This window comes from Olivibacter sp. XZL3, assembly GCF_004368405.1.
In the GTDB taxonomy this organism is placed as follows: Bacteria; Bacteroidota; Bacteroidia; order Sphingobacteriales; family Sphingobacteriaceae; genus Olivibacter.
Genome location: NZ_SBJH01000107.1, coordinates 40,268 through 53,999, shown reverse-complemented (window position 1 = coordinate 53,999; position 13,732 = coordinate 40,268). Strand labels below are relative to the sequence as shown.

The window sequence follows — 13,732 nt, the reverse complement described above, 5'->3', positions numbered from 1 at the left end:
AAAACTCCTCTGGAGTTTCCCACATTCCAACATCTTAATCAACAACAATAAAAGTGTCTACTTTTTTTAGGACATGACATAACGCTTATAGCCTAATGCCTACATAAGATGTAAGGCTTAGGGGCACTGACAACGGGCAACTGACAACGGGCAACGAATAACAAACAAGGGCCTAGAGCTGGAGGGTATAAGATATAGGGGCTTAGGGGCACCGACAACGGGCAACTGACAACAGGCAACGAATAACAAACAAAGGCCTACAGCACGTATACGGTCCTTAAACCTTATGCCTCCCTGCCTTATACCTTCATCACGCCGAAATGGCGTTAATAATATCGTATTGCGTAATTATCTCCAGTTTTCCATCGGCATCCTCTACCAATACCGCATTGTTGTCTTTATTAATAAGCGAGGAAAGGCGATCGATCGACGTATTTAAATCGACAAAAGGAAAAGGTGCAGTCATAATCTGCTCTACCTTGCCTGATTTAACAACCGGATTTTCCAATAAGGCATTTAATATATCCGATTCCGTCACTTTACCCACAACCATTCCCTGTTGTGTTATGGGAATTTGCGATATATTAAGTGTTTTCATGGTATTAAAGGTTTCGATGACTGATTGCTCGCCGTCCACCGTTACGATTTCCTGCCGCCCTCTTTTTCTGAGAATGCGTTCTGCTGTGAGCTTTTCGTCTTTAAGAAAACCGCGTTCGCGCAGCCAGTCTTCATTAAACATTTTCCCCATATAACGGGAGCCATGATCATGAAAAATAATCACCATCAAATCTCCATCCTGCAAGCTATCCTTTAACTGCATTAATCCGGCAATTGCTGCGCCTGCGGAATTACCCACAAAAATACCCTCCTGCCGGGCAATCTCCCGTGTCATCAAGGCGGCGTCCTTATCGGTGACCTTTTCGAAATGATCGATTACGCCGAAATCTACATTTTTAGGTAGAAAATCCTCTCCAATCCCTTCGGTGATGTAAGGATAAATCTCGTTTTTGTCAAAGACGCCAGTCTCTTTGTACTTTTTAAATACAGAGCCATAGGTGTCAATTCCCCAAACCTTAATATTTGGATTCTTTTCTTTTAAGTACTTTCCCGCACCACTGATGGTTCCGCCCGTCCCCACTCCTACCAATAGGTGCGTGATCTTGCCTTCTGTTTGCTCCCATATTTCAGGGCCGGTTTGCTCGTAATGCGCCTGGCTATTTGATAAGTTATCGTATTGATTAGGTTTCCAAGCGTTGGGAATTTCCCGCTCGAGCCGACTCGACACCGAATAATAGGAACGCGGATCTTCTGGTTCTACGTTGGTTGGACATACAATAACTTCGGCACCAAACGCGCGCAAAGCGTCAATTTTTTCTTTCGATTGCTTGTCCGTCGTTGTAAAAACGCATTTATAGCCCTTGATTACTGCCGCAATGGCCAAGCCCATCCCTGTATTCCCCGAAGTTCCTTCGATGATCGTCCCCCCAGGTTTAAGTAAACCGGCACGCTCCGCATCTTCTATCATCTTGATCGCCATACGGTCCTTAATCGAATTGCCCGGATTCGTCGTTTCCACCTTTGCAAGTATGGTTGCCTTTATATCCTTCGTCAGCTTATTCAACCTCACCAGCGGTGTATTACCAATGGTTTCCAAAATATTATTGTACCACATTCTCTACAAGTTTAATAGATTATACACAAACATAGCAATTTACAACAGCTAACGGAAATCGGCCTGCAGCAATCGGACTAATACCAACCGCCGATAGCGGATCGCAACCAGCAAGCTAAAACTTCAAATGCTTGACAGTCAGCCCATTATTAATTAATTGCTTTAATGAATCGATACCGATCTTTAAATGCATTTCCACATAATTGGCGGTTACGGAAGAATCGCTTTCCTGCGTTTTTACCCCCTCAGGGATCATCGGTTGATCCGACACCAACAATAGCGCACCGGTCGGTATCTTATTAGCAAAGCCTACCGTAAAGATGGTTGCTGTCTCCATATCTACAGCCATCGCGCGTAAAGTTTTTAAGTATTTTTTGAAATCCTTATCATGCTCCCATACGCGTCTGTTTGTGGTATATACCGTTCCCGTCCAATAGTCCAAGCTGTTATCACGGATCGTCGTAGATATCGCCTTTTGAAGCGCAAAAGCAGGTAATGCAGGCACTTCGGGTGGTAAGTAATCGTTCGAGGTTCCTTCTCCCCTAATGGCGGCTATCGGCAGGATCAGGTCGCCTATACTATTTTTCTTTTTCAAGCCACCTGCTTTTCCCAAAAATAAAGCGGCCCGCGGTTGTATGGCCGACAATAAATCCATAACAGTAGCTGCTACGGGGCTTCCCATCCCAAAGTTTATAATGGTGATACCCGCTGCCGTCACGCTTTGCATGGGTTTATCTAAACCGTAAATCGGCGCGTTGTCATGCCACTCGGAGAACAATTTCAAATAGTTGGAAAAATTCGTCAATAAGATGTATTCGCCGAATTCATTAAGAGGACGCCCAGTGTATCGGGGCAACCAGTTTTTTACAATATCTTCTTTATTTTTTAATCCGGATTTTACCGGTGATTCAACTTCTTTTACTGTTTTTGCCATAGTTTATATTTTTAGGTATAACCTTAGCACATAGCCTTCCCTTGTTTGTTATTCGTTGTTAGTTGCCCGTTGCCAGTGCCCTAAGCCTTACACCCTACACCTTATGCCATATCCCCTTACACGGCTATAGGCTCCCTACACCCTACACCTTATACCATTTAGCCTTACCCGGCTATAGGCTCCCTACACCCTACACCCTATACCATTTAACCTTATCCCTTACACCTCTCCTCACAATATACAAAAAATCCCCCGTTTTGTGCGGAGGATTTTGTTTAAGCTACATGCAGCTTCTTTAAATCTGATTTTTCGAACTTCTGTTTGGCGTAATCGAGGTTAATGAACAGCTCGCCGCCTTCATCTTTGTCGTGGGACGGTATCTCAAACATCGCGTCAAGCATAATCGCTTCGCATATTGCTCTTAGCCCCCGGGCGCCCAATTTAAATTCATTGGCTTTATCGACAATAAACTCAAAGACCTCCGGATCGAACTGTAGATCAATATGCTCGTAATCGAACAGCTTCTTATATTGCTTAACCAAGGCATTCTTGGGTTTCGTCAGGATATTCAATAAAGCGTCTCGATCCAATGGATTTAAATAAGTTATAACCGGCAAACGTCCTATAAGCTCCGGAATCAATCCAAAGGCTTTCAGGTCCTGTGGCGTGATGTACTTATAAAGGTTGTTGAGATCCACCTCGGCATGCTCGCTATTCATCTTATAGCCCACTGTCTGCGTGCGCATACGATTAGCAATCTTCTTCTGTATTCCGTCGAAAGCACCGCCGCAGATGAATAAAATGTTGCTCGTATTGACAGCGATCATCTTTTGATCGGGATGTTTTCGTCCACCTTGAGGCGGTACATTCACCACCGTTCCTTCTAATATCTTCAATAAGGCCTGCTGTACCCCTTCTCCGGAGACGTCCCTGGTGATGGAAGGATTATCGCTTTTACGCGCGATCTTATCGATTTCATCGATGTATATGATCCCGCGCTCCGCTGATGCCACATCGTAATCGGCCGCCTGAAGAAGTCGGGTAAGAATACTTTCCACATCTTCCCCCACGTAACCTGCTTCGGTTAGTACTGTAGCGTCGCAGATACAGAACGGTACATTCAACACTTTAGCAATGGTTTTAGCAAGAAGTGTCTTACCGGTTCCCGTTTCACCAACCATAATGATATTGGATTTTTCAATCTCAATCTCGTCCTTTTCAACCTTTTGATTCAATCGTTTGTAATGGTTGTAAACCGCGACCGACAGCACTTTCTTCGCATCATCCTGTCCGATTACATATTGGTCAAGATGAGACTTTATCTCAGCAGGCTTGAGCAACTTCAACGCTGCCTGTACGCTCTTGTTTTTACGTAAGGTAAGCTCTTCCGCTAAAATCTCGTTGGCCTGGGCAACGCAACGGTCGCAAATATGCGCATCATTGCCTGCAATGAGCATTAAAGTTTCGGATTTACGTAAACCACAGAACGAACAAGTAACTTCTCTTGGGTTCTTTGCCATGTTATTTATCTTTCTTTCCTAGTAACACTTCATCAATCATGCCGTTTTCCTTCGCTTCACCGGAAGTCATCCAGAAATCACGGTCGGATGCTTTTTCTACCCAGTCGTACGGCTTCCCGGAATGATCAGCAATTATTTGATAGAGTTCTTTTTTAAGCTTAAGCATTTCACGCAGATTGATCTCCATATCGGCGGCCACTCCCTGTGCTCCACCGGAAGGCTGATGGATCATTACCCGGGAATGTTTTAATGCGGCTCTTTTGCCTTTGGCGCCGGCAACTAATAATACGGCTCCCATGGAAGCTGCCATACCGGTACAAATGGTAGCCACATCCGGCGAGATATATTGCATGGTATCGTAAATACCTAAACCGGCATAAACGCTTCCGCCGGGCGAATTAATATAGATCTGTATGTCTCTATGGGCATCCGCTGATTGCAAAAATAACAACTGCGCCTGTATGATATTAGCTACCTGATCCGTTACGGCGTCTCCTAAAAAGATGATTCTATCCATCATCAAACGCGAAAAAACGTCCATCTGTGCGACATTTAACTGGCGTTCCTCGATGATGTAAGGGGTAAGCGAAACAGGCATCTGCTGCTCAACTCTGTTGATAAAACCATCTACATGTTGACTTCCTATACCGTGATGCTTAATAGCGTATTTTCTAAATTCGTTTTTATCTATACTCATGATATTTGCCTTTTGCTTTAGCTAATATATAAGATTAATTCTAAAATCTCTAATGATAGCTTTGAGTGAATATTTTTTTTACTTTCACTTCATCAAAGAATGCGCCAAGTCCGCCTCTAAGGACAAAGGCCTTAAAACACCTGACAGAATGCCGCATAAAGTCCTAAAAAACTGACAGCGTATAAACTGACGTCATAAGAAAACAAAAAGCCACCCGCTGAAAAGCGGATGGCTAAAAAAAATCAAAAAAAAGCTATTTCAGTTCTAAAAACTTATTGTAGTCTATTTCCTTTTTGTTAAGCTTTACCACCCCTTTCAAGAAATCGAAAACCTTTAAGGCTTTCACTTCTTCAAAGAGTCTGTTTGCCTGCTCTTTATCTTGAAGAAATTGAACCGTATATTGAGCGAGTTGTTCCTCATTGATAGGCTCTGGGCTGTACATTTTAAATTGCGCAGCGATCCGTTCCTTCGCAAGTTGGAATACTTCCTCGTATTTTATCTCCAGCTTGTTCTCTGTAATAATTTTGTTTTCAATCAAGGTCCACTTCAAATTCTTCACAAAATCATCGTATCCCTCTGCAAGCTCCTCGTCGGTCAATTTTTCATTGGTCGCTTTTAACCATTTTTTCAGGAATTCGTCGGGAAATTGTACATTCACTTTTTCCATTCCCAAATTATAAAGGTCTTGTTGCAAACGCTGGTCAGAATTTTGAACGAGCATCGACTCTACTTCCGAAGTAACACGTGCTCTAAACTCTTCTTCCGTTTTCACCTCGTCTTTACCAAAAAGCTTATCAAAAAGCTCTTGATTTAAATCCGCCTCTTCTAAACGATTCACGTTCTTTACCGCCAACTTAAATGTGCTATCTGTCAAAGCTGCCGCTTCTTCGTCGCTTATATTCAAGATCCGTGCGATCGTTTCGTCTTTGAAAGCCTTTTTAAGATCTATTTCTACTTCATCGTCCTTTTTAAGTCCGATTAAAGATTTTTTGATTTCCTTATCGTCTACCAGGTCGGTGCGCACAGAAGCTGTATTGGATATACCGCCTTCTAAAACACTTCCGTCGGCATTTAATTGGGTTAATGTGCTGTATAAAACATCCCCATCTTCGGACACTTCAGGATTTGTCATTTTACCATAGCTCTTACGAAGATTTTTTATACGGGATGCGAGGGTCTCATCATCTACTTTAATATCATATTGGGTCACCTTATCTTTTTCGCTGAACGGAACATCGAAAGCAGGCGCCAAGCCAATCTCGTATTGAAATTTAAATTCGTCGTTAAAATCCCAGTTATAAGACGATTCCATCTCTTCTTTAGGAAGCGGTTGACCAAGCACTTCAATCTTATTTTCCGTAAGATAGGTATTTAAGCTGTCACTCACAAGCCGGTTGATTTCATCAAAAAGAATCGCTTTACCGTAAGTCTTTTTAATGTGCGAAGCAGGCACCATACCTGGACGGAACCCTGGAAGCTTTGCTTTCTTGGCTTGTTCTTTTATTGCTTTGTTGACACGTTCAGTGTAATCTGCAGGGGTAATTTCTACATTGATAACTGCATTCAGGTCGTCTACTTTCTCCTGTGAAATGTTCATTAGTTGCGTTTTAATATGCTTAATACAAAAATTCCTCCCGATATTGTCGGGAGGAATCAAGTGCGGAAGAAGGGACTCGAACCCCCACGCCTCTCGGCGCCAGATCCTAAGTCTGGTGCGGCTACCAATTACGCCACTTCCGCAGTACTTAGTGTTATTTTGGACTGCAAAACTAATACATTAAGGCATTCCCTCCAAATATTTTTTAAAGAAATTCATGAAAAAACGCTAATAGCTTGATAACAGGACGATTAATTTGTTCAATCGAGCTCACGACAGTATTGCTTCAGCTGTTCGTCCGAAAGAATGGACACCACCGCCTTGGTTTCAATAGCCGCCCGCGGCATCATGTCGATCTCAGCATCGGCCGGATTCTGCACCAGCGTTATACCTCCATACTTATACACAGCGCGCATCCCGTCGGCTCCGTCTCTATTAGCGCCCGAGAGTAAAATTGCTATCACCCCGCTACCATACACTTCGGCTGCACTTTGCATGCTCACATCGATCGATGGCCTACAGTAATGAACGGGTTCGGAAGCGTCTAGAGAAACGGTTCTGTTCCTTTCTATCAACACATGATAACCCGCCGGAGCAAAGTACACGACCCCTGGCTGAATTACTTCTTTCTCTTCGGCCGATTTCACCCGTAGTTTACATTTCATCTGCGCCATTTGCTCGAGGGAGCTTTGGTATTTATCATTCCTGTGGACGATCACCAGTACAGCGAAGCCTACATCGCCCTTCAAATTAGCCAACAAATCAATCAAAAGCAGCATTCCGCCTGCAGAACAGGCTATGATTAACAGTTCTGTTTTTGTTTTTTGATTCTTCATAATTACTACCGTAAAACTAAAAAGTATCGACCGAATACTTCAAGACGCTACCCTTTTTTACCAGCCCTCTTACAACCTTTTCTTTTGTGCCGCTCACCTGTCAGCATAGCAAAACGGCCGCCGTTTCGACCTGCTTACAGCACACTTATATTAATCTATAAACAGGAAGTAATTGCCAGGACTTTCTGATCCTAACACGGGACTGACCTTAACCTACAACTTTTCTGCCAAACCATAACAATGCGCAAAAGAAAAGCTCAGTGAAAGAAAAAACGATCAACGATGATCCTCCACGGGAGTTTCCAGCTTAACATACAAATACCAGTTTGCCTATTTAACCATTAAAGGGCTTCACCGAAAAAAAAGACTATAAAAAGACCTTTCGTACGGCAAAAAAACCTTTTAGTGTAAGGAAAACACCTTTCTGTGTAAAGTTTTCTTTATCATGAAAAAAAAGGCTTTACTTCGTATCAGTTTTTATATCAAAAGGCGCTTACTTTCATTTTACACATTAGGTTAGGTTGATTAAAAAACAGTAGTTTTACCTCACTTCCCCAAAGTGAGGTTTTTTTTTGTCTTCTACTTTCGATAAAACAGCCCCGCCTTCTGCAATCAGTAAAATTAGCTTCTATTAACCATACTATTAAAACGCAAACATACTTACCACATTAAAACGACAGCCGGGAGCCAACAAGAAACCAAAAAGGGATCAACTTAACAATGACTCCGTAGTGAGTCCGTTATAAGTCCGCTATGAATCCGTTATTTATATATAAATACGGACTTAATACAGTTTAATATTAGGATAACTACTTAGAAACTGTTAACTTGGTATTAAATTGGTTCCCAGCTGGTCTAAACAAAACTAAACGCAATGGCAATAAACGACAAAAAAGGACACATTCATGGAAAAGTAGCTTCCTACGTATACCGCTCAAGTCGGGGCAAACAAATTATCCAAAGCGCACCGCGTCCGTTCAAGCAGACGTTGGCGACCACGTTAACGAAGCATGAATTCGGTTTAGCGAGCACACAAGCGGCATTGATACGAAGAGTCATCAATACATTAATAGATGCCTCCGATGGACGTATGTACAATCGGTTGACCAGTGCAATCCGAAACTGCTTGCATTACTCGGAGCAAACGATCGGCAATAGAGACTTACACAATGTCGATCTGCAACATCTCCACGGTTTTCAATTCAATTTAGATGCGCCTTTTGAGAAGGTATTAAAAAAGCAGCCCTCCTGTAAGATAGATGATCGAGGCGATCTTTCCTTTGAACTTCGCATCGATGATCCCTATAAGGATTTTGCTTACTTTTCAACCAAAAGAAGGTCTGTTGTGGGCATAAGGATCTCCACAATTGCTTTCAATTTCAAAGAAGAGTACTATCAGGCTATTGACTCACAAGAGTTCAGGATAGACCGCCAGGGAGAAACAATAAAGTGGGAATCCAAGAAAAATCTGCCGGCAGGCTCTGTTATTTTTGCGATCCTGTCGTTACATTACTATCAAGCAGGTTGGTTAGCGGACTTCAAGTCGGCTATCGAACCCAAATACAGTGCCTCCGGCATTTTGAGCGCTTTCCACGCTACAGAAGACATGTCAGATAAAGGAAGCGAACCCGAGCGGCTACCCCTTGCAAATCCTGTTATAGCGTCAACTGCCACAAATAATAAGTTAAGAGACATCCAATACGAGATCAATAAAGAAGAGAAAAAAAAGAACAAAAAGCACGAACAATCAGCAAAAGGGCGACTGGTTATGAAGGACTCGACAACCTGATCACCAAGAAAGGTTGACGACTAAAATCGAAGCCGCTCGGCACCTGTTGTCTAAGTGTAGAAATAGAATATCCTTATATTCAGATCAACTTTTTCGATTTGCTTTCGGCTGTATAGCGGTCCATATTTGCAGAAAAAATACAAATATGCAGACACGTAAACTATTATTTGCCGTACTTTTCTTAGCGCAAACGGCCGTAGCTCAACAGCTAACGACTAACACGGGAGCTCCCGTTGGGGACAACCAAAACTCTAAAACCATTGGTCAGAACGGCCAGGTATTATTGGAAGACATTGTATTGATTGAAAAGCTTGCCGCCTTCGACCGTGAGCGTATTCCGGAGCGCGTTGTGCACGCCCGCGGAGCCGGAGCTTATGGTGAGTTTGTAACATCGGCATCCTTTTCTGAGTACACCAAAGCGAAAGTGTTCTCAGAAGTCAATCTCAAAACACCGGTTTTTGTTCGCTTTTCAACAGTCGTCCATGGAACAGGATCGCCCGAAACACTTCGAGATCCCCGGGGTTTTGCCGTCAAATTCTATACAACGGAAGGAAACTATGACATCGTAGGCAACAATTTTCCTACCTTTTTCATTAGAGACGCCATTAAGTTCCCCGACATGGTGCATGCGTTCAAGCCTTCACCGGTAACCAATAAACAAGACCCGAGCCGGGTATTCGACTTTTTCAGTCATATACCGGAAGCGACCTTAACCCTTTCCCGCTTATATTCCGATTACGGCACGCCGAAAAATTATCGGCAAATGAACGGTTCCAGTGTACACGCCTTTAAATGGGTGAACGACCAAGGGAAAGTTAGCTATGTCAAATATTTTTGGAAAAGCAATCAAGGCGAAGAGAACCTGACAGCGGAACAGGCCGGCCAAGTACAGGGGATGGATTTTCAACATGCAACGATCGATCTATACCAAAGCATACTTGACGGAAAATTTCCTAGCTGGGATTTATATGTACAAATTATCCGCCCGGAAGATCTAGACTCTTTCGATTTCAACCCCCTCGATGCGACGCAGGACTGGCCAGCGGACAAAATTGAACGGATTAAGGTTGGAACGATGACTTTAAATAAAAACGCGGTCGACTATTTCCAGGAAGTGGAACAAGCCGCCTTTTCCCCAGGCACCTTGATTCCCGGTGTTGAACCTTCCGAGGATAAATTGCTTCAAGGGCGTCTCTTTTCTTACTTTGATACGCAACGTTATCGCTTAGGCATTAACTTCCAACAGTTGCCTGTTAATGCACCAAAGGTGGAAGTGCATAATAATTACCAACATGGGCAGCATGCCAATAAGTCGACCAATGGGGATGTTAACTATCAGCCGAGTCACTCGGGATATGAAGACAATGCCGCTTACAAATACAGTAGCTCTGCCGTTGCTGAGGCAAAAACGGTACAACAAAAGATCACCAAAGCGAACGACTTTAAACAAGCGGGCGAATTCTACCGAGCCTTAACTGAACAAGAGAAAGTTAACCTCGTAAAAAACCTCAGCGCCGATTTAAAGTCTGTAAAAAACAAGCATGCTGTTAACAAAATGGTAGGTTATTTTTATATGGCCGACAGAAATTACGGTATTGCATTAGCGAAGGAGCTCAACTTAACCAGAGAAGAAGTAGAATCAGCCTTTATGGAATAATACCAACGGGAATCCCGACCGGCTAAAACGGCTCGGGATCCTTTTTTACAAAAACTTTATGCAGAACAAAACCTTCTTATTATCGGCCGTTCTCAATTTTGTCGCTTTTATGGCATTCGGGCAGACCGACATCTTCGATGCCGCCCGGAACAACGACCTGGCAGCTATCAAAAAACTCTTTGAAGCGCCTGTTAACATCGATACGGTAAACCATAAAGGCTTTTCTCCCCTCATATTGGCCTGCTATAACGGCGCTTACGAGACATCCGCCTATCTCATCGCAAAGGGCGCCCGTATCGATTTGACAGATGCAGCCGGAAATACGGCACTGATGGGCGTTTGCTTCAAAGGCTATACCCCTATCGCTAACTTGCTACTTACACACGGAGCTGCTGTACAACAGCAAAACCTCAACGGCGCTACCGCACTGCACTTCGCGGCAACTTTTGGCCACCAGGATCTGGTGGATCTGCTATTGAAACATGGCATCCCCGCAGACATAAAAGACCGATTGGGAAAAACCGCTTTAGATTATGCGCTGATACAAGGGAATGAAGGCATCATATCGATGCTTGTGGGAGATAACAGTTCAACGATGTAGAAGGACAAAAGCTATCCGAGTCGAACTAGCCGCTGGCCAAAGTTATGCCTTCCGCAGACGCGCGTTTATCTAAATTTTCAAGTAACTGACTTCTAAAAATACGCTCATTATAGATATTAATGATCCAGCAATCTACCCAAATGGTAATGGCATCTGCCGACAGATCCTGATAGCGGATGGTCACATCCATTTCCTTCATGGTGTATTCAATACGATGTACTTCTTCCAAAATGATGGTCTTGACCTTTTCCATATCCACCGGCCTGCCTACTTTTAAGCTAATGCTGGTTTTACTGTACGACTTACTCAATGTCCAGTTTACCAAACGTCCGGAGAGCAAATCTCCGTTCGGAATAATAACTTCGGCGCCTTCCTGCGTCAGTAAAGTGCTTGATCGGATACCGATTTGCTGTACTTTCCCTTTCCTGTCCGCCAACTCAATATAGTCGCCTATACGGAAGGGTTTCTCAAAAACGAGGATCACGCCCGAGACGAAATTGTTGAAGATATTCTGTAAGCCCAGGCCAATTCCCACACTGAGCGCACCGATAATAACGGTTAACTTATCCAAACCGATTCCTAAAGCACTGATACCAAAAAAGAAGCCCAGAACAACAATAATGAGTCGAAACAAGGGAAGTAAAGTTTGGGGTTCTTCGACCACTTTTTCATAACTGGTTGGAGATCCCATAAAAAAAAGTGCAAGATTCTTTTGCAGCCAATTGGCAGCACCGATAACCAGCACGCAGCTTAGGAGATTGCCGTAGGTGAAGGTGATACTTCCAAGCGAATGGTTTGCTCTAAAAAAACGACTCAAAACCTCTTGCACAGGCTGAAGAACATGCAGATTGATGGCAAAAACAATGACGATCAATACCAAACAGAACAACTTCAGCAGTCGACCCAACATTCTCAGGGTCTTCGCCTGATTAAACCGGCTGAATAATCCCTTAGTTAGTCGACTCTTATTAAATTGTTGAACAAAGGCTTGCCTGATCATCCTCGAAAACCCCCTTAACGAAAAAAACTGCAACAGGCCTACCGCCCCGGCTATGCTACAGTACCTTGAATATTCCACAAATCCCAACACGTTTAAAAACAAAGCAAGTAGGTTGATGAAGATAAAAGCAAGCCTTATCCCCTTTTCCAGTCGACTTCCAAAGAACAAAGCCAATACATTGAGGGATAACGAAATTAAACGGAAAACAAGGCCTTCATTGACGATGGAGTTTGCTAATATCACCAACAAATAAAACACCAGCAAAGAAGTTCCATACCGCCATTGTATTTTAGTAAACCTGTTTCTCACGAGCGGTATAAACAACAAAAAAATAATCGGCTGTGTAACCTGTATCAATAAACTTGGAATAATAGAAGAAAACAGCGGCAATAAGGTCAATAAAAAAATGCCGGCTCGCAGCATGTCTTTAAAAGGTTTATAAGGTTGCTGCGGCGCATTGCCGGGAAGCTGCCTCTCCCATAAAATTTTCCCCGTCCTGTAAATCCAGCAAAAAAAGCCTACACTAAGCAGAATCAAAAATATCCGTCCCGACCACTCTGTCTGCAATACGTAATGTTTAATTGCATCGGTTTCCTGATATCGATTGCTTAAGCTGCCCATCACACGTGTTGGACTGATATCCTTTGGGGCAGCCCAGATAAACTGGGCGTTGTTTTTTCTTTTTGCGCTTGTATACTGCTGTTTAACACCGGCAAGCTCCGCCTGAAGGTTGTTTGCTGCGTTCCATACCGTATCCGATTGGTTGGCTAAAAACTGCAATGAGTCTAATTTTTGCTGAGACTCCGCCGCGGTACGGCCGATCTGTGACTGCAATTGATGAAATACTGCTAATGCAGAAGAGGCCTCCTCCCGATTTAAACTGTTAAAAAAGCTGTCTTGTTCGAGCTGCTTCAGATCTGCCGTTGTGCTGGCCAAGCTTTGCTGATACACGCCAATGGTATTCCGCAGCCCTTCCAGACGTTTTACCAACGCTTGATGCGCCTGCGCGATATGAAACAGCGTGTCAGACGGCTCTGCGGTCTTTACGCTATCTAAAAGCGATGCTATCGCAGCGTTTTCTTGGTTAACACGGGCAAGTTCATCCATAAGTTTGCGCACCTCTATGGTTTGCAAAGCACCGGTACGTAAAGTCTTATACCGTTGATTAATGGAGTCGCCCCGATGAACAACCACGCGTTCGATATCGGTTCTGCTCGCTGGAATAGAATCCTGAACAGCCTTCGCTTCGGGCCACAGCAGAAATAGAAATGGAAGCCAACTTAGCTGCTTCCACATTAGAAAAAGAATATCTCGCTTTTTAAAGTAGCTATGGTGTGGCGGTGTCTCAATAAATGCTATCTTCATGTGTCTTTACCTTATACAAGATAAACAGCTCGATGGGCCTGTAAGTTTTACGGCGAGAAGCTGG

The 13,732-nt window shown here is 43.5% G+C and carries 10 protein-coding genes and 1 tRNA gene; 3 read left to right on the top strand and 8 right to left on the bottom strand.

Annotation, left to right across the window (positions count from 1 at the left end; all coding sequences use genetic code 11):
- Positions 1-310: 310 nt before the first annotated feature.
- From EPX21_RS19960 to EPX21_RS19930, 7 genes are all read right to left on the bottom strand, one after another.
- Entirely contained in the window at positions 311-1,672 is a 1,362-nt protein-coding gene (locus EPX21_RS19960; protein ID WP_134091422.1) for a pyridoxal-phosphate dependent enzyme, read from the bottom strand.
- Positions 1,673-1,787: 115 nt separating this feature from the next.
- Positions 1,788-2,606, bottom strand: coding sequence for an AMP nucleosidase (locus EPX21_RS19955; RefSeq protein WP_134091421.1), 819 nt, complete (start codon positions 2,604-2,606; stop codon positions 1,788-1,790).
- Positions 2,607-2,881: 275 nt separating this feature from the next.
- Positions 2,882-4,126, bottom strand: coding sequence for an ATP-dependent Clp protease ATP-binding subunit ClpX (gene clpX / locus EPX21_RS19950; protein WP_134091420.1), 1,245 nt, complete (start codon positions 4,124-4,126; stop codon positions 2,882-2,884).
- A gap of 1 nt (position 4,127) precedes the next feature.
- Positions 4,128-4,823 (bottom strand): ATP-dependent Clp endopeptidase proteolytic subunit ClpP, encoded by a 696-nt coding sequence (clpP, locus tag EPX21_RS19945; RefSeq protein ID WP_134091419.1) that lies wholly within the window; start codon positions 4,821-4,823, stop codon positions 4,128-4,130.
- A gap of 253 nt (positions 4,824-5,076) precedes the next feature.
- Complete coding sequence (gene tig, locus EPX21_RS19940) at positions 5,077-6,420, bottom strand: trigger factor (protein ID WP_134091418.1); 1,344 nt, start codon at positions 6,418-6,420, stop codon at positions 5,077-5,079.
- A 61-nt stretch (positions 6,421-6,481) separates the two neighbouring features.
- Positions 6,482-6,563: transfer RNA gene (locus EPX21_RS19935), tRNA-Leu, on the bottom strand.
- A 117-nt stretch (positions 6,564-6,680) separates the two neighbouring features.
- Entirely contained in the window at positions 6,681-7,256 is a 576-nt protein-coding gene (locus EPX21_RS19930) for a chemotaxis protein CheB (RefSeq protein WP_134091417.1), read from the bottom strand.
- A gap of 874 nt (positions 7,257-8,130) precedes the next feature.
- Between EPX21_RS19930 and EPX21_RS19925 the strand changes: the two genes are divergently transcribed.
- The 3 genes from EPX21_RS19925 to EPX21_RS19915 all read left to right on the top strand — a co-directional run bounded on the left by EPX21_RS19925 (position 8,131) and on the right by EPX21_RS19915 (position 11,303).
- The gene (locus tag EPX21_RS19925; protein ID WP_134091416.1) at positions 8,131-9,045 is read left to right on the top strand and encodes a hypothetical protein; all 915 of its coding nucleotides are present in this window, start codon (positions 8,131-8,133) and stop codon (positions 9,043-9,045) included.
- Between the two features lie 145 nt (positions 9,046-9,190).
- The gene (locus tag EPX21_RS19920; RefSeq protein WP_134091415.1) at positions 9,191-10,702 is read left to right on the top strand and encodes a catalase; all 1,512 of its coding nucleotides are present in this window, start codon (positions 9,191-9,193) and stop codon (positions 10,700-10,702) included.
- Positions 10,703-10,760: 58 nt separating this feature from the next.
- Positions 10,761-11,303: an ankyrin repeat domain-containing protein gene (locus EPX21_RS19915; RefSeq protein ID WP_206106117.1), complete on the top strand. Its 543-nt coding sequence runs from the start codon at positions 10,761-10,763 to the stop codon at positions 11,301-11,303.
- A 25-nt stretch (positions 11,304-11,328) separates the two neighbouring features.
- Here the strand turns inward: EPX21_RS19915 and EPX21_RS19910 are convergent, their stop codons facing one another.
- Positions 11,329-13,668, bottom strand: coding sequence for a mechanosensitive ion channel domain-containing protein (locus EPX21_RS19910; protein ID WP_134091414.1), 2,340 nt, complete (start codon positions 13,666-13,668; stop codon positions 11,329-11,331).
- Positions 13,669-13,732 lie beyond the last annotated feature (64 nt).